Source organism: Chryseobacterium sp. A321, assembly GCF_054489265.1.
Map to the genome: position 1 here is coordinate 1,419,376 of NZ_JBTMWZ010000001.1, position 17,280 is coordinate 1,436,655.

At 41.4% G+C, this 17,280-nt stretch carries 15 protein-coding genes and 1 tRNA gene; 11 read left to right on the forward strand and 5 right to left on the reverse strand.

Annotated elements, in window-relative coordinates; translation table 11 throughout:
• The first annotated feature begins 209 nt into the window (after nt 1-209).
• From ACX3PZ_RS06685 to ACX3PZ_RS06695, 3 genes are read left to right on the forward strand one after another with little or no spacing between them, the layout of a single operon-like run.
• The gene (locus ACX3PZ_RS06685) at nt 210-758 is read left to right on the forward strand and encodes a recombinase family protein (protein ID WP_459112320.1); all 549 of its coding nucleotides are present in this window, start codon (nt 210-212) and stop codon (nt 756-758) included.
• 38 nt (nt 759-796) lie between these two features.
• A complete protein-coding gene (locus tag ACX3PZ_RS06690; RefSeq protein WP_459112750.1) occupies nt 797-1,330 on the forward strand; it encodes a recombinase family protein in 534 nt (177 codons plus the stop codon).
• A 33-nt stretch (nt 1,331-1,363) separates the two neighbouring features.
• Nucleotides 1,364-1,864, forward strand: coding sequence for a hypothetical protein (locus tag ACX3PZ_RS06695; protein ID WP_459112321.1), 501 nt, complete (start codon nt 1,364-1,366; stop codon nt 1,862-1,864).
• A gap of 172 nt (nt 1,865-2,036) precedes the next feature.
• On the opposite strand, the gene ACX3PZ_RS06700 is transcribed toward ACX3PZ_RS06695, so the two are convergent.
• Nucleotides 2,037-2,110 (reverse strand) — tRNA-Arg (locus ACX3PZ_RS06700).
• Nucleotides 2,111-2,161: 51 nt separating this feature from the next.
• Between ACX3PZ_RS06700 and ACX3PZ_RS06705 the strand changes: the two genes are divergently transcribed.
• The 3 genes from ACX3PZ_RS06705 to ACX3PZ_RS06715 are packed head-to-tail and all read left to right on the forward strand — an operon-like array spanning nt 2,162 to nt 5,939.
• Entirely contained in the window at nt 2,162-3,208 is a 1,047-nt protein-coding gene (locus tag ACX3PZ_RS06705; RefSeq protein ID WP_459112322.1) for an ABC transporter substrate-binding protein, read from the forward strand.
• Between the two features lie 35 nt (nt 3,209-3,243).
• Nucleotides 3,244-3,888, forward strand: a complete 645-nt coding sequence (gene mtgA / locus ACX3PZ_RS06710; RefSeq protein ID WP_459112323.1) for a monofunctional biosynthetic peptidoglycan transglycosylase — start codon at nt 3,244-3,246, stop codon at nt 3,886-3,888.
• 17 nt (nt 3,889-3,905) lie between these two features.
• Nucleotides 3,906-5,939: a recombinase gene (locus ACX3PZ_RS06715; protein ID WP_459112324.1), complete on the forward strand. Its 2,034-nt coding sequence runs from the start codon at nt 3,906-3,908 to the stop codon at nt 5,937-5,939.
• Here the strand turns inward: ACX3PZ_RS06715 and ACX3PZ_RS06720 are convergent.
• Genes ACX3PZ_RS06720 through ACX3PZ_RS06730 form a run of 3 tightly spaced genes read right to left on the reverse strand, consistent with a single transcriptional unit; the run spans nt 5,917 to nt 8,141 of the window.
• On the reverse strand, nt 5,917-6,210 hold the full coding sequence (locus ACX3PZ_RS06720) for a hypothetical protein (protein ID WP_459112325.1): 294 nt from the start codon (nt 6,208-6,210) through the stop codon (nt 5,917-5,919). The genes ACX3PZ_RS06715 and ACX3PZ_RS06720 overlap by 23 nt on opposite strands.
• 3 nt (nt 6,211-6,213) lie before the next feature.
• Nucleotides 6,214-7,341, reverse strand: a complete 1,128-nt coding sequence (gene recF / locus ACX3PZ_RS06725) for a DNA replication/repair protein RecF (protein WP_459112326.1) — start codon at nt 7,339-7,341, stop codon at nt 6,214-6,216.
• A 41-nt stretch (nt 7,342-7,382) separates the two neighbouring features.
• On the reverse strand, nt 7,383-8,141 hold the full coding sequence (locus ACX3PZ_RS06730) for a UbiA prenyltransferase family protein (RefSeq protein ID WP_459112327.1): 759 nt from the start codon (nt 8,139-8,141) through the stop codon (nt 7,383-7,385).
• 95 nt (nt 8,142-8,236) lie between these two features.
• On the opposite strand from ACX3PZ_RS06730, the gene ACX3PZ_RS06735 reads away from it, so the two are divergent.
• The 5 genes from ACX3PZ_RS06735 (at nt 8,237) to ACX3PZ_RS06755 (ending at nt 16,230) form a co-directional block, all read left to right on the forward strand.
• Nucleotides 8,237-14,095 carry an alpha-2-macroglobulin family protein gene (locus tag ACX3PZ_RS06735; RefSeq protein WP_459112328.1) on the forward strand — a complete coding sequence of 1,953 codons (5,859 nt, stop codon included), beginning with the start codon at nt 8,237-8,239 and terminating at the stop codon, nt 14,093-14,095.
• A 270-nt stretch (nt 14,096-14,365) separates the two neighbouring features.
• Nucleotides 14,366-14,758, forward strand: coding sequence for a hypothetical protein (locus ACX3PZ_RS06740; RefSeq protein ID WP_459112329.1), 393 nt, complete (start codon nt 14,366-14,368; stop codon nt 14,756-14,758).
• Nucleotides 14,759-14,771: 13 nt separating this feature from the next.
• Nucleotides 14,772-15,227: a DUF1569 domain-containing protein gene (locus ACX3PZ_RS06745; protein WP_459112330.1), complete on the forward strand. Its 456-nt coding sequence runs from the start codon at nt 14,772-14,774 to the stop codon at nt 15,225-15,227.
• A 54-nt stretch (nt 15,228-15,281) separates the two neighbouring features.
• Nucleotides 15,282-15,704, forward strand: coding sequence for a hypothetical protein (locus ACX3PZ_RS06750; protein WP_459112331.1), 423 nt, complete (start codon nt 15,282-15,284; stop codon nt 15,702-15,704).
• 79 nt (nt 15,705-15,783) lie between these two features.
• Nucleotides 15,784-16,230, forward strand: a complete 447-nt coding sequence (locus ACX3PZ_RS06755; RefSeq protein WP_459083702.1) for a VOC family protein — start codon at nt 15,784-15,786, stop codon at nt 16,228-16,230.
• A gap of 40 nt (nt 16,231-16,270) precedes the next feature.
• Here the strand turns inward: ACX3PZ_RS06755 and ACX3PZ_RS06760 are convergent, their stop codons facing one another.
• Nucleotides 16,271-17,275 (reverse strand): glycosyltransferase family 2 protein, encoded by a 1,005-nt coding sequence (locus tag ACX3PZ_RS06760; protein WP_459083703.1) that lies wholly within the window; start codon nt 17,273-17,275, stop codon nt 16,271-16,273.
• Between the last annotated feature and the right edge of the window lie 5 nt (nt 17,276-17,280).

Consider the following 17,280-nt stretch of genomic DNA (forward strand, 5'->3'; position numbering starts at 1 on the left):
TGTTATGAGTTTGGAGCTAAGTGAACGGACTACCGAAGTAGCTTATCAAACTAATACTTAAACAGGGTTACAATATATTGGCGTGCTTTCTAGAGAATCCTTTGGGATATTTCTATCCAATTTGAAATTATTCTATTGTACTGATTTCCAGATTCTTGAAAATCTACAAGAAATGCTAACCTTTAAAACCAAACAAATACATAGTTCAAATGAAAACAGCTTATTTATACGTCCGTGTCAGCACGGACGAGCAAAAAAGAAAAGGATATTCTTTGCCGGAACAGGAAGATCGACTACTAAAATATTGCCGGTACAACAATATAGAAGTCAAGGGTGTTTATCGTGAAGACTTCTCCGCCAAGAATTTCAACCGACCTGAATGGAAAAAACTATTTTTAACTGTCAAAAGTAAACCAAAAGAGGACAAAAACATATTATTCATAAAATGGGACAGGTTTAGCCGAAATGTTGAATATGCCTATGAGATGATAGATATGCTTCGAAAATACAGAACGACAGCTATGGCGATTGACCAATCCATAGACTTTTCCGTACCAGAAAGTACGGTCATGCTTGCCGTTTATCTATCTGTACCGGAAGCGGAAAACAGTAGACGGGCTATGAACAAGGCAATCGGCATCCGCCGGGCAAAACAGATGGGCAGGTATCCGAGTAGAGCTCCTTTGGGATTTATCAATCAGACAACATTAGACGGCAAGAAAATCATTACCCCAAGCAACCCGAGGCAGGTATCATAAGGTGGGTCTTTATCCAACTTGCCAAGAATATTCATAAGATTGAGGAAGTCCGAAAGATGGCGGACAGTAGAGGATTGAAATGTTCCCATTCATACTTTTTCCGACTTATCCGCAATCCTGCATACTGTGGTCTTATCCCGATTAAATCTGAATCAGAGGAACATTACATGGTACAAGGAATCCATGAGCCGTTGATTTCCGAAGCACTGTTTTATGAGGTTCAGAAGAAAATCAACACAAAGAGAAAGATTACTTGCCAAAAGTACGATTTGAAGGCAACGTTTTATCTAAGCGGAATCTTAGTGTGTCCTCTCTGTAACAGAAAACTCTGTGGAAGTTTTTCCCGAGGTTCAACAAAAAGATACCCGTACTACCATTGCCAAAAAAGATGCAAGACAAGAATCAATGCGCTCTTACTGAACGAGTGCTATGAACGTAAACTTAGGCAACTGGCGCTTTCACACGGAGCGATGGATTTATTCAAGAATATCTTGGAAAATTGGAATACAGGCACACAAAAAGCTATCTATTTACAGCATCGAAATATAGTTGTTAGAAAACTAATTGAATAAGAATCGACGCTCTCCCAAGCCCGAAAGTTATTTGTGGCTAATGTGCTAAAATCCGATGATTACAGTGAGATAAAAAGAGAATGCCATGTCAATACCAAATGTCTGAAAAGGGAACTAAACGACATCAATGTTAAATTAGAGAACATCGGTAAACAAGCCCTGTTGGGTAGCCGTTCTTTTGTCCATATTCTTAAAAGGTTTCCAAGCTTGGACGCAGCGGACAAAAAGCATCTTGTCAGCCTTATTGCTTCGCATAATGTTAATTTCCAAACAGGGGATATGTCTTTGAAACTGCACGGAGGATTATCAAAAATCTTATCGACAAAAACGACAATCAAAAAAGCAATGAATATGAATTTTACGGATAAAAAGGTTTCACTTAGACGGGCAATTACGATATTAGCAAAAAATGGTATTGAAGTCGATGATGATGAAGCAATGGTCATAGTGGACTTCCTTTACCTCATGGCAAAAAACCACATAAAAGAGAAAGTAGAAAAGACACCTAAACCCCAAGGAGAAATCGAACTTTAGAAAAAACAGGGTTGCGATGTCTTTAATCAAGTTTTTTAGACAATATCACACATAGTCTTAAAGATTTCAGCTACGAAAATCGAACTATAATTGACCGAACTATAACAGTTTGGGTCACAGATTTTTATTCGCATAAAAAAAGGAGGCAACAATTACTTGGTGTCTCCTTAAGTGAACGCGGAAGGAGTCGAACCCTCAACCTTCAGAGCCGTAATCTGACGCTCTATCCAATTGAGCTACGCGTCCATTATCGTTTTACGGTTTGCAAATATAGGACTTTTTTATTTTCTTTGAAAGATGAAAACTAAATTTTTTTTATTTCTTTTTCTTGGCCTATTGCTTAGTTGTAAGGGAAAGAAGCAAACGCTTGCTAAGGAATCCATTCCGATTTCAGAAAGTGTTTCGTATCAGTGGCAGAACGATAAGCTCCTTCTAAAGACCGCAAAATCAGAAACGAGCTGGAGTTCAGCAGATTTGCCTTTAAAACGAGCGGTCGTTCTCAATGCCAGTTTGATTGGCTATTTTTTAGAATTAGGAATTGAATCAAATTTGGTGGGTGTTTCTAGTCCTGAATATATTTATTCCAGTAAAATTAAGAATTTAATCAAATCAGGGCAAATTCAGAATGTAGGGAGCGAACAGAAGTATGATTTAGAAAAAATCTTAGCTTTAAAACCTCAGGTGATCTTTACTAATTACATCGCAAATTTTGAGAATACCTATGATATTCTAAAGAAGAATGGGATTCAAATGGTATTCTTAGATGAATACTTAGAGACAGACCCTTTAAGTAAAGCTAAATACCTTCAAGTCTTTGGAGCTTTGTTCGGCGTGGAGCAAAAGGCACTTGAAACCTATATAGAGATTGAATCCAGGTACAATTCACTCAAAGCGGAGGCTCAGAAGGTCGCAGAAAAGCCGCTTGTGATCACCAATGAACTTTACGGGAATCAGTGGTTCATGCCTGGGGGTAAAACCCAATTTGCGAATTTTATGAAAGATTCGGGGGCTAAATACCTACTTGAGGATAATTCGGAAGAGAGAGCAATCCCTTTGAGCTTTGAGCAGGTTCTTGTGGAAGCTAAAGAGGCAAGACTGTGGGTGAATGCAGGAAATTACACTAGGAAGTCTCAGATGCTCGCATTGCATCCCAATTACGTTCAACTGGACGTTTTTCAGAAGGGGAAAATTTATGGAATTTCAGGAAAAACATTGGGGAAAGCCAATGATTACTTTGAATCGGGTGTGGTCAGGGCCGATTTGGTTCTTAAGGATTATATCAAAATAGTGCACCCAGAATTAATACCTGCAGATTCCCTCGTTTATTTTAAAGAACTACAGTAGATGCCAAGTTCGAAATCGCTATTTTTGCAGCACCTATGTGGAAGTTTATAAAAAGAATTGTTTTTTTAGTCGTCGTGCTATCCCTACTGGGGCTTTTAGCGGGTCGTTTTTTCAATCCGCCTATCACCTTTACTCAAATGGGAGGGATGGTTAAATATGGAAAATTGCAAAGAGATTACATCCCTTTGCAGGACATGGGAGTTCAAATTCAAAAGGCAGTCATTGCCGCCGAAGATCAAAAGTTCTTTCAGCACAATGGGTTTGATTTTAAGGCCATTGAAAAAGCCTTAAAGCATAACGAACAGGGCAAGAAACTTCGAGGAGGCAGTACCATCTCACAACAAACGGCAAAAAATGTGTTTTTGTGGCAATCCAGAAGCTGGATCCGAAAAGGGTTTGAGGCGTTCTTTACCTTTGCGATGGAAGCACTTTGGCCTAAGGAAGTCATTCTAGAGAGATACCTGAACTCCATTGAGATGGGGCAGGGAGTCTTCGGGATTGAGGCGGCTTCGCAGTATTATTTTGGCAAGAATGCGAAAAGTTTAAGCAAAAGCGAGGCGGCATGGATTGCAGCCATTCTTCCTAGTCCGCAGAAATACGATCCCAACAATCCTTCTTCTTACTTAAGGAAAAGGCACAGTTGGATCCTTAAACAGATGACGCACGTGCGTTTACCTTAATCTACAAAAAGATATTCATGGCATTATTTCTTTCAAATAAACCGGCTTTTGGAAGCGTTCTTAAAAAATACTTTAGTTTTAAGAACGAAACGACCTCACTTGAGCCTTTGTTTGAAGTGTTTCATAGCGTCAAAAAAGAAGACTTTTCCGTGGTGCTCGATTTCTTCATCCACAGTGAAGACATTGCACGAAACTTCGGATCTTATTTAGAAGGCCTCTTTAAAGACAAGCCTTTTAACCTTTCCCTAACCGAGGCTAATATTCTTTCTGAAAATGCGTTCTTTCCGGAACTTCGGAAAAGAACTTTAGATTTTATTTTGCCTCCTGTAGGAAATGAAAATTCGATTTGGTATCTCGTGGACTTTATCTCGACAAGACCAGGGAGCGATCTCAACTATTTGAAAAGCATTCCTTCGGAGCAATTGGACGCCTTTTTCAAGTTGTTAGGAATTGACAATTTAATCACCCGCAAAAAGGTGAAAAGAGAAATGCTTTTCTCTGCCAATATTTTGGCTTGGAGAGCGGTGGGGAACGCTTTAGAAGCGGGTGTAATGAACATGGTTCCCGAATACATGAATTACGACAATCCCTTTTTGGCCCTTCAAGACGAGATGGACCTTCTCAAAATGGAGATGACGAAGAATCCTGATTTTCAGTTTTCCTCCAAAGACCCCGAATACAAGCAGATTAATATCTACCTAGGACAATGTCTCCAGTTCATCGATACCGCGTTTAAGAACTCTTCCAAATACGGAATCACCAGCCGAATTAACCAATCCTTATTAAAGATCCGTCAGCAGATCAATCGAATCTCAGATATTTTTTCACTTTGGGCGATTGATGGACCTGAGGACGTGGTGAAAAACTCCAAAGAATTAATCTTTAAGATTATGGAGTATAAGTCGCATAAGAACAATATATCAGAGCTCTTTGACGACGCGACTCGGCTGCAATCCCACTTGATTACGAACCACACCGCTGAGACAGGTGCGCATTACATTACTTCCACGAGAAAGGAGTACATGAAGATGTTCTACAAAGCAAGTGGAGGTGGAATCATTGTAGGAGCGCTCTGCGTTTTAAAACTCCTTTATGGCTATGCGCCGGGCAGTGAGTTTTCTCACGCCTTTATGTATGCCATGAATTATGCGATGGGCTTTATCATGATTTATCTGATGGGCTTTACCCTCGCTACAAAACAGCCAGCCATGACCGCAGCGACGATGGCCAAGGTGCTTTCGGATGAGAAAAATACCACGACCAACTATAAAGAATTTGCGCATTTAATATCGAAGTTATTCCGAAGTCAGTTCATTGCCTTCATTGGAAACGTGGCGTTAGCCTTCCCAGTGGCACTCGTCATTATTTATGGGCTGGATGTCCTGTTTAATCAAAACTTTGCAACCGACAAGGCGGGCGTCTTTTTAAATGACCTCGATCCTTTTGAGTCTAAAGCCCTTTTCCATGCGAGCATCGCAGGGTTTTATCTTTTTGTCTCTGGGATTATTTCAGGGAGTATTGGAAATAGCTCCGTCTACTATCAAATTCCTGCGCGTATTGATAAGAATCCACTAATCAATTCCCTGTTAGGGAAACGATTTGCAAGCGGGCTATCCGACTATTATCAAAAGAACTGGGCTGGAATTATTTCGAACTTTTGGTTTGGGGTGTTCTTAGGGATCACGGGGCCTGTTGGGAAGTTCTTAGGGCTGGATTTAGACATTCGACACATTACCTTTGCCGCCGGAAACTTCGCCATTGGACTCTATGGAAAGGACTTTCTGGTGAGTAACTATACCTTTTGGATTAGTTTTATCACGGTCTTTTTAATTGGATTCTTTAACTTTTTAGTGAGTTTTGGTTTCTCGATGGCGCTTGCCTTCCGCTCAAGAAAAATTACGTTTGGAGGTGTTCGATTGATTTTAAAAGAAATTGGAAGGTATTTCCTTTCCAATCCACTTCGTTTCTTTCTTCCAATTCGATCTCTTGAACTCGATACAAAAGCCAAGGAGCTTGTGGAAAAGACCTCTACAAAATCTGAAGAGAAGTAACTTTCGCCTCTCCAAGTTCGTCTTGGAATTTTTTTAGAAAGAAGGATTTTCGCATTCGGAAATCATTTTTCAATAGGGGAGAGAGGATTCTGATTTCAAGGGTGGTTCCTTGCAAGCGTACGCTTTGTATTTCTGCGAACAGAGATTTATCCAAATAGCCTTCTAAAAGTTCTCTTGCTTTTTCACTCGTTAATTGCTGCTGAAATCCATTCTTTTTCGCAAAGATTTCCATGAGCTCAGAGGCCTTGAATTCTCGTTTTTTCTTGCGCATGATCTATTTCTTTTCCGAGTTCTCTTGGGAGGAGATTTCAAAGATTTTACTGTCCTCGTGAATCCTTTTTACAATTTCTTCCGTTCTTTGTTTGTCCGTATCCGTGATAAACATCTGACCGAATTTTTCGCGGTTGATAAGGGCAATTAGATTGCTTACCCGGTGGGAGTCTAGTTTGTCAAATATATCGTCTAGAAGCAGGATGGGCGTCTTCTTGGTGAGTTCTACGAGTCGCTTGATTTGAGCGAGCTTTAGGGCTATTAGAAAGGATTTTTGTTGCCCTTGAGACCCTGTTTTCTTTAATAGGGTACCGTTCATTTCAAAAAGAAGATCGTCCTTGTGGATACCACTTGAGGTGTAGGTAAGTTGGCGGTCTTTACTCAGGTTGGATTCTAATAGAGTTTGGAAATCGACGGAGTTTAATTCCGACTGAAAGCGAACACTAATGGATTCTTTGCCTGCCGAGAGGGTGGAGTAAAACTGCTGAATCAGGGGATTTAAACTCTCAATAAACTTTTTTCTTTTTTCAAATATAGGCACGCCAAATTCAAGCAAAGGAGCCGTGTAAATCTCCAAAGAATCTAAATCAAAACTTCGGTTCTTTTGAAAGTATTTTAAAAGCGCATTTCGCTGCTTCAGGGTTTTCTGATACTGGATGAGCTCAAAGAGATATTCAGGATCCGTTTGGGAAATCATTTGGTCTAAAAACCGTCTTCTGCTTTCTCCGGAATCGGTAATTAAGTTCGAATCGTAAGGAGAGATTAAAACCGTAGGAAGATAGCCAATGTGGTCAGCTAATCGAGGGTAGATTTTCTCATTCTTCTTCAGGTTCTTTTTGCCCTCTAAGGGCATTTGAAGCTGAAGTGTGCTGTATTTTTGAGTTCCTTCTTCAAGGGTAGACTCCTCTTGGATCTCTGCCTTCAGGCTGAAAAAATCCATTCCTTGCGTGATGCTTGAAGAGTCTGTATTTAATAAAAAGCTTTTGCCTACCGAAAGGTAGTGCAAAGCATCTAAGAGATTGGTTTTTCCACATCCGTTGTTCCCTACAAAACAATTGATTTGAGAGGAAAATTCAAAATCTCGGTTCAGATGATTTTTAAATTGGGCAATGTGGAGCTGAGAAACAACCAAAAGATAAGCGAATTAAAAAGGATTAGTAAAAATTACAGAGTTCAAAAATACTCCATTAATATGAGAAATAAAAACGGGAGACCTGAGCAGAGTTCCACCCAAAACGAAAAATAGCTGTCTTTTCTGTTAGGGCTGCAGTAGTAGATAAGGACTCCAGCAATGACGCCCGAAACAAAGAAACAAAAAGCGTATGAGAAACTAAGGAAATAGGAGGCGCAAAGAGAACTTAGAAAAAGAAGCAGGTAAGCAAAATTTTTTGTGTTTTGAATTCCTATTAATTTTGGGAGGGTTAAGACCTGGTCTTTCGGGAGATCCCGAATGTCAAAAGGAAGGACTAAGGCAGTAATGTAAAGCCAACTCATGAAAAAGATAGGCCAGTGAATTGGTTCTGAAAACAGCCATGCATTCACAAGGGCCCAGACAAGTCCTACGTAAAAAATCTTGAGTAGAGGGACTTTTCGGACGGTATCGTCAAGGAAAGTAGAGTTGTATAAAAGTCCCAAAAGCACAATGATTAGCCACTTTAATAGGCGTATTTCATTATGGTTCAAAATAATAAAGAGGGCCGAAACCAAAAATGTCACTATATTTAAGACGAGAATCTTCGAGAGCATTTTCTTCTGTCCTTGGTATTTTGTGTAGAGATATCCACTCAAATAAGTAACAAAGATCAGCACGACGCTCGGAAGTCGGAACGCGTTTTGCTCTACCATAAAAAAGACGGCAAATAGCGTTCCCATAAGGGACACAAAGATTTGAGAGTCGATTAGATAGGTTTTAAGGCGAGACGATCCGTTCATAAAAAACAAAGTTACGCTTTTAACCTTTTGCTTCTTTAATAATATAAGATATAAGTACCCCCGCGTATTTGCGCGATAAGAAAAAAACAACTGAGATGAAAAACGCCTTTATTCTGCTGGCTCTATTTTTAATTGTACCGGTAGGTCTTTTAAAATCGCAATCGTATTATGAAATGAATTGGAAAACTGTAGAGAATAACAAAAAGCAGGGACTCTTTAAGAGCAATCTTCCCCTTTTAAAAGACATTGAGGCAAAAGCCATCCAGGAGAATAAGACGGATGAGTTAATTCGATCTCTCAAAGAGCAGTTTGCTATTTTGAATCTTACAAGCGACGATGAGAACAATCGGATCGCTTCCGAATTCTTTTCTAGCCTAGAGAAGGTTTCTCCTCAATTGAAGGGAGAGGCAAAAAGTATGTTTGAGGTTCTCAAAAGTGAATTTTTGTATGAATACTACCTTCGAAACCGCTGGAAGATTCAAGCGAGAACAAACGTTCTCAATGCGGATTACAGTCAAATTGAGACTTGGAGCTCTCTTGATTTTAAAACCGAGATTGGCAAAAGTCTAGAGATGCTCGCTAAGAATAAGTCTCAGCTTGAGTCTGTGAAAATGGCCCCTTATCAAAAATTGTTTGGTAGTGAGTCCGACATTCAGTACGTGGAGACACTTTGGGTTTATTTCCGATTGCAGCAAATTGCTTATTTGAAGGACTCGAGTCTTTTCACCAAAAATGAACTTACTCAAAATCGAGTAGAAATTCTAGCCCTTTACAAGGAATTAATAGACTCTACGAAAGGAAACAGCAAGCTCTTTTTAGAGCATCAAAAACTTCTTTTTGATTGTGAGGCGGTGGCTTGTGAAAACAAAGTCGAGAGGCTTACTACGCTTTATACGAGCACTGCAGGGGATTTCGATTACAAAGTAAAACTCATCGAAGACCTTGTGGAGGAGCTTATCTCCCAAAACAAACTTCAAAAGGCAACAGAATGGACACAGGTTGCGATCTCTACGTACCCAAGCTCTCCTTTTTTAGAAGCTGTAAGACTTCAAAAGCGCCGGATAGAGCAGCCGGTGGTCCAGGTAGTTTTTCCTACACAAGTGGATGCAAACCAACCAATCCATTTGGTGGCAGAGCATAAGAATGCGTCTAAGTTCAGTCTCAAACTTTACGAGGCCACGGGCGATAAAGAAGGCTTTTTAAAAATTGTTCAATCCTCTTACCAAAAGGATCTCTACCAAACGATCAAAAAGAGCTTAGTGAAGGAGACGAGTTTTACGCTTCCTAAATCGGATGATTTTCAGATGCATAAAACCGCTTTTTCGCTTGACGGACTTGCACCCGGTCTCTACATAGGGGAGTACCAAGTGGATTCTGAGATCGATCTGTTTTACTTTTTAGTCTCTGAAGACCGTGTGCTTGTGCAAAAAAACGAAGTAACAAAGGGTACCAAAGACCGCTTTCAACTCCAGAATAGATGGACGGGTAAGGCGATTGGAAACTCTGAAATTCAATTGTTAGAATATGTTCGGGGAGCAAGTTTCAAGCCGTATAAAGTCGATACGAATGGAAATGGAGAGTTTGTTTTTCCTACTTCCACAAATGAAAATGTCTACAGGTACTACCTACTGGAAAGTAGCCATGGAAAAGGGTTTTCGCTATTAAATCGCTACGGTGAGAATGACTATCGCTCGATGGAACAGAAAGAAGGTCCTTCTTTCCGTACGCAGCTCTTTATGGACCGAGCGATTTACCGTCCCGGACAAGTGGTGTATTTTAAAGGAATTGTAAGTGAGTCCCGAGCGGAGACGGGAAGTGAGGCCGTCGCTCCGGGCATTACCCAAAGCGTAGAACTTGTGGACTCAAACGGAGTCACGGTAAGTACAAAAGATTTTGTAAGTGGAGAATTTGGTAGTTACCATGGGAGTTTTACCTTGCCCACTACGGTTTTACCGGGCATGTTTTACTTGAGAACGAAAGGAGGGCAAAACGCTTCGAATGCAGCCTATCGAGGCCTTGAAATCTCTAAATCCTTCCGTGTAGAAGAATACAAACGTCCTAATTTTGAGGTGGTTTTTGAGCCGCTTAAGGGGGAGTATAGATATGGACAAAGCCTTACCCTGAAAGGGAAAGCGGAATCCTACAGCGGGGTGCCGATGGCAAACACTCCCGTTACGTATGAGATCAAAAAAGAGAACATCCGTTGGATGTATTTCCGCTGGTTCCCTCAAACGCCTTCCAATGAGAATTCTATTTTAGGAGAGACTAAGACCAATGAAAAAGGAGAATTTGAAATTAAAATGACGCTTGAAAAAGATCCCAATTTAAAAGGGCTACAAGTCGATCGATACGAGGTGAGTGCAAGCGTACTTGACCTCAATGGAGAGAGCATTTCTTCTCAGCAGGCCTTCAAAGTGGCCTCCGTCTCTCATTACCTAAATGCAGAGGGGAAAGATTCTTATTTGTCAGATGAGCCTACGGAGTTTTCGGTGCAAGTCAAAAACTACAGCGATCAGGATTTAGAGAGGTCTTACTTAGCTAAATTAGAAATGCTAGAAGGTCCTTTGAGGCTTTACCGGGATCAGTACAAACCTTATGTTCAAGACCTCCCTACTTTAAGCTATGAAGATTTTGCAAAGAAATTCCCATTTGATCGCTATAGCGAAGAGGAATTAGAAAAAGAATCCCACGTTAAGAAAGTGGTGTTTGATGGCAAGACTTCGCAGGGGAAAACCCTTTCGCTCGGGAAATTAACCCCAGGGATCTATGAGCTTACCCTTTACAATAAGGAAGGAGCCGATACCATACAGGCCAAGAGACGTTTTGAAGTCTTTAACCCGAAAGGCCTTAGTAACGATCAAACTCCTTTTGCAGCCTTAATTGCTGAAAAAGATTCACTTCAGAGAGGGGAGAGCGCAGCGGTCTATGCCTACTCGGCTATTCCAGGAGCCATCGCTCGTTTCTTTATCCAGAATGGAGATGGAAGTACGCTATTAGAAGAAAAACCTTTCCGGGGTGGTGTCGCAAAATTAGAGGTGAGCGCACCTAAAGATCCAAAGTCTGAACTTCTTCTCGTACAGTTGCAAGTTTCAAGTTTAGGAGAGGTGCAAACGAAAAGTGTTGAATTTAAAATTGTGCAGCCTTCTCGGGATTTAATCCTAGAAACGACGGTTTTTAGAGACAAGCTAGAACCGGGACAAACTGAAAAATGGAGCGTAAAGGTGAAGGGGAAAGGAAAAGAAAGAATTAATGCAGAGCTGCTCGCTACGATGTACGACAAGAGTCTGGATGTATTTGCTGCCAATTTGATTCGTTGGAATCCGATCGGGTTTGCGGGCTCGTATTTCACTCGCTATGACCATTCGGAGAACTTTACGCATGTCCAATATTCCAAACGGATTCCTTACAAAAGAACGAAGTACGTGCAACTTCCTACCTTTTCTTGGATGGATTCAAACCTTAGATACGCAGGACAAATGGTCATTCGAGGGACTTCTAGTATGCGAGCCGATTCCATGCAGAGGCAAGTGGCAAAATTGGAAACGCAAATTGAAAGTGTGATGGCTCCTGCAGACTCGCAATTGTATCAAGAGCAAAGCGACGATTATGATGAGACACTGGTCGAGGAGCCCAAAGTTCCGCTTAGGGAGAACCTAAACGAAACGGCCTTTTTCTTTCCAGAACTAAGAACGGACTCTGAGGGGAATGTGCATTTTGAGTTCACTTCTCCTGAAGCGCTAACGCAATGGAGACTTCAATTCTTAGCCCATACGAAAGATTTGCAAATTGGAATGTTGGAAAAAGAAGTGGTGACTCAAAAGAAACTCTCTCTCACCGTAAATTATCCTCGATTCTTAAGAGAAGGGGATCAATTGGAACTAAAGACTCGAATTTCGAGTCTAGTGGATACGCCCTTAAAAGGAAATGCAAACCTTGCGATTCTGGACGCGTCCACCCTAGAAGATATAACCGATCAATTCGGACTTGCAAGTACTTCGAAAAGCTTTGATCTAAGCGGAAATTCAAGTGCGCTTGTGGAGTACAGTCTTAAGGTGCCGAAAGGAGTGAGTGCAATTTTAGTACGCAGTACGGCGAAGTCCGGAGCGTTTTCGGACGGAGAGCAAAAGCCTATTGCCATTCTTCCAAATCGCAAACTCGTGACCGAGTCTCGCGCTATCTTTGTAAGGGAGAATGAAAGAAAGACCTTCCAAATTGAAAACTTACTTAAGGGGAATTCGAGTACGATGGAGCCGGTACGAGCTTCTCTAGAGCTCTCTTCCAATCCGATTTGGGAAGTTCTTTTCGCACTTCCGAGCTTGATGCAAGACACTCAAAAATCAGCAGACTCTGAGTTCAACAAGTGGGTAGCGGAGGTGATTGCTCAAGAAGTGCTAAAACAGAACCCAAGAATGGAGCAAGTGTTTTTAGCCTACCAGTCCAAAGATCTTTTGGAGTCGAATTTAGAGAAGAACCAAGAACTAAAAGAACTTCTGTTAAAAGAAACGCCTTGGGTTTTAGAAAGTGAGAATCAAAAAGAGCAAATGGTGAGTCTTGCGAGACTTTTTGACCGCAGCACAATGAAAGCCTCAACTACGGCAAATTGGGCGGCACTACAGAGACTTCAAAATCCGGACGGTGGCTTTAGCTGGCAGCCGGGAGCTCCAAGTTCTTACTATACCTCTCTTTACCTTTTGAAGAATTTGGGTCGCTTAAATCAGTGGATGGGCAAAGACTTAAATTCGTACAGTTCGAATTTAGATTCCCTTGTAAAAAAGCTTGTGAGTTATGTAGATCGGGAAGTGCAAAGTTTGGACGGGAAAGTAGAAACCCTTCTTACGACCAATTCGGTTTTAAATTATCTAGACGCTCGTCATTATTGGGAAACCTCGTATCCTTTAAAAGGAATGGGACTTACTTTAAAAACTCAGTTTATCAAAAAGGCTCCTAGTTTTAAACCCTCGGACTATACCTTCTACGGACTGCATAGAGCAGCAATGCTTCTAAATGAGTACAAACTTACAAGTACTGCGAAAAAGCTCCTTACGTACCTAAAAGAAACCTCCGTGGATTCAGTAGCGCAGGGAATGTACTGGAAAGAGAATGCAGGCAATTGGGGCTGGTTCTCCTCTAGTATAGCCAATCATGCCGGTGCGCTGGAAGCCTTCAATGCTTTAGCTCCTGCAGACCAAAAAACACTAGAAGAACTAAAGATTTGGCTCTTAACACAAAAAGAAGTCAGTCATTGGGATACCTCAAGAGCGACCGCAGAGGTTATTTACCTTCTTTTAAACTCTGGAAAATCCTGGACAGGAGTAGAAAGTGATAAGACCGAAGTTCTTTGGGGAGGCCAAAGCGTGAAAGAAGATTTAGTGGTGGAAGCGCCTGGGTACCTAAAGTCACAAATAAGTTCAAAAGAGATTTCGAAAGAAAAAGGACAAGTAGAGGTCTTTAAAAAAGGTCCTGGAATTGCGCAAGGAGGACTCTACTATCAATACTATGAAGATCTTGATAAAATCGGATCTGCTTCAAGTGTAATTTCCATTGACAAGGAATACTACAGAGTTCGTTCCACAACCAATGGCGAGGTGCTTGAGAAAATATCCGCTTTGACTCCTTTGAAAATTGGAGATCGAGTGAAAGTACGGATCGTAGTTAATTTTGATCGTCCGATGGAGTATTTGCATCTCCGCGACCAAAGAGCGGCCGGCTTAGAACCGTCCGATACGCTGTCGTCCTACGTCTATAGCGGCGGACTTGGGTATTACAAAGCGGTAAGAGATGCCTCCGTGGATTTCTATTTTGAACGAGTATCCAAAGGAAAGCATGTGCTCGAATATGAACTTCGCGCAAATGCTTCAGGAAGCTTTAGCGCAGGCCATGCGAGCATTCAAAATTACTACGCGCCACAAATGAGCGCCCATACGAAAGGAGAACGACTTGAAGTAAAGGAGTAAAAAAAGGCTTCTCACGAAGTGGAGCAGATTAGAATAATTAAAAAATAAGATGCATGGAATTTTAATATCTTTGTTTTTAAACTTATTTTTATGATCCAGTGGAAAGTGATTTGTCTAGCCGCCTTAGGTTTTACGGCCGCTCTTAGCGCTCAGGAAAAACCGAGCGAGCAATTTTGGAAGTAAATTCAAAAGCATTGTGGCAAGGCCTATGAAGGCACCGTTACGAAAGGAGCGAAAGAGGGGGATGGCTTTACAGGCCAAGTTCTCCTTATGCAAGTTTTAGACTGCAAAGACAGCGTGATTAAAATTCCTTTCTATGTAGGAGAAGATCAGTCCCGAACTTGGGTGATAAGCAAAAGCCCAGAGGGTCTTTTGAAACTTAAGCATGACCATAGACTCGAAAACGGAACTCCAGACAAAGTCACCCAGTATGGAGGAGAAAGTAGCAATTATGGATTTAAGACACAGCAAATCTTTCCAGCGGACTTAGAGACCGCGAATTTGATTTCGTACGCTTCTGGAAATGTGTGGTGGATCGATTTAGACGAGAAAAGCTTTTCCTATAATTTAAGACGAATCGGACAAGACCGGGTCTTTAGCGTTCGTTTCGATTTAACTAAGCCCGTGGAAACTTCCAAAAAGCCTTGGGGCTGGGAGCAGTAACAAAAAAAGAATCGTGGAGAGTCTATTTGAAGTAAAATCGGCGGAGCTGTATTTAGAGCGTCTAAAGCATCTAAGCAAAGAAAATAGGCCCCTGTGGGGGAAAATGAGTAGCTCTCAGATGCTAGCCCATTTGAACGCAAGCTTTGAATTTGTCTTTGAACCTCATAAGAAAAAGAGACCTGGACTCTTAAAAAGGCAGTTTCTTCGTCTTTTGGTAAAGCCCATGGTCGTGAGTGCGAAGCCCTTTAAGAAAAGCTTACCGACTGCCTTGGATTTAAAACAGAAAGAAGAGAAAGATTTTGAGACTGAATATCGACGTCTTCGCGGCTATATAACGAAGACGGGGCAAATGGGAACTGAGGCTTTTGAAGGAAAAATGCACTTGGTTTTTGGAAAGCTTTCAGCAAAAGAGTGGAATCATTTGATTGGCAAGCATCTCGATCATCATTTTCGGCAGTTTGGCGTTTGATGTAGTAAGAATCAAGTAGAAAAATAGGAGATCGAGGCTAAATAAAATAAGAATATGAAAAAAGCAATCGCCGTTTTGGCAGGACTTATATCCGGAGGAATTTTAATGACCTTTGTGCAAAATTTAGGACATGTATTGTATCCGCAGCCTAAGAGCATGGACCCCTACAATATGATTGAACTTTCTCAGTACATCAAAAATGCGCCGTTTATGGCCCTGTTTTTCGTGATTCTATCCTACGCAGCGGCTGCGCTCTTGGCAGGATGGGTTTCTACCCTGATTGCCTGGGACAGAAAAAGAGTGTATGCCCTTATTTGCGGAGTGCTCTTTTTGATTCAAGCCCTGTTTATGATGGCGAGCCTTCCGACTCCCATTTGGTTTTGGATCCTAGGCATTGGCGTTTGGGCACTGGTGGAGGTGGGATATCGATTGGCTTTGTACACAATGGATAAGAAGGCACTTTCTCGACTACGATAGAGGGAATATGTCCTTTCTACTGGAATAAGAATCAAAAGAGCAAGAGTTGCTTTAAATAGGAATCTTAAAACACGAAATTATGACAAGCGTAAATGTGTATTTAAACTTCGATGGCGAATGCCACGAGGCCTTTTTATTTTACCAATCCGTCTTTGGAGGTGAGTTTAGCCAACTAGGACGCTTTTCCGATGTGCCAGCCTCGGAAAACATGCCCCCTTTTTCAAAAGAGGATGAAAACCGAATCATGCACGTCTCTCTTCCAATTTCAAAGGAAACGATCTTGCTTGGAAGCGATACCTTTCCGGGTAGCGAAAAGCTCACGAAAGGAAATAATTTTTCCATTGCGATTGCAGCCGTTTCAAAAGAGGATGCCGATCGCTATTTTAATGCCTTAAAAGAAGGAGGAGAAGTGCAAATGGCTTTAGAACCCACATTTTGGGGTGCTTATTTCGGGATGCTTACGGACCGATTTGGCATCCAGTGGATGGTGAATTATGACGATCCTGCCCTTATGCAAACCCCCTAAACTCTTTGGAAGTTGCGGCACGATCCATAAGCTACCGTTTTTATTTGTGATAAAAATGCCTAGGAAATACTTTTCTTGGGTCCTGTTTCAGTACGTTTAGTCGAAACCAAGATTCTAAAAATCCCCATCCATAAGAAAACATCTGAATGTAGGTGGCAATGACCGATAGACCTGCAATGCTTATGTTTTTGGTTTTGATTAAAGCATGGAAAAAAACAAGGAAGGTATAGAAACCATAGAACAAAAGAAGCATCGGATTCGAGAACCCGTAATAGGCTACTACGCCGAGTACATACCCAATTAAAAACAGAGAGGGAAAGGCAAAGGTGGCTTTCACAAACTGAGGATGTCTTTGGTTTAAAATGGGCCGAGCTACGCCAAATTGGTTGACTTGTTTAGAAAATTTACCAAAATCGGTTCTTCTTTTATGATACACGGCAATGTTGTCAAAAAAGGCGGTCGTGTATCCGTTCTCCCATAGGGTCATCGAGAGATCGGGATCTTCGCCCACACGCAGATCGGAAAATCCACCTACGTCTTTAAATGCCTCTCTTCGAACTCCCATGTTAAAGCTTCGAGGTTGAAATTTCCCCACTCCTTTTTTATGTCCCCGAATGCCCCCTGTGGTGAAGAGGGAAGTCATGGAGTAAGAGATGGCTTTTTGCATTAAATTAAATCCTCGGTGGGCTTTGTCTGCCCCTCCAAAAGCATCGCACGGAATCTCTGCAAGGCTTTTTCTCACATTCTCGATATAATCCTTTTCCACAATGACATCGCTGTCTAAGAAAATAAGATACTCTCCTTTGGCTCTTGCAGCTCCATAGTTACGACTTAGTCCAGGGCCTGTGTTTTCTTTTCGGTAAAACTCGATTGGTAATCGATCCTGAAACAGTTCGATCGTAGGAAGAAGGGCGATTTTGGATCCGTCGTCCACAACAATCACCTCGAAATCTTTGTCCGTTTGAAATCCAAGGGAGTTCAAAAGTTCAAAAAGTTCATCTTTTCGATTGTATATGGCGATAATGAGGCTAAGGGTAGGAGTCAAGATGG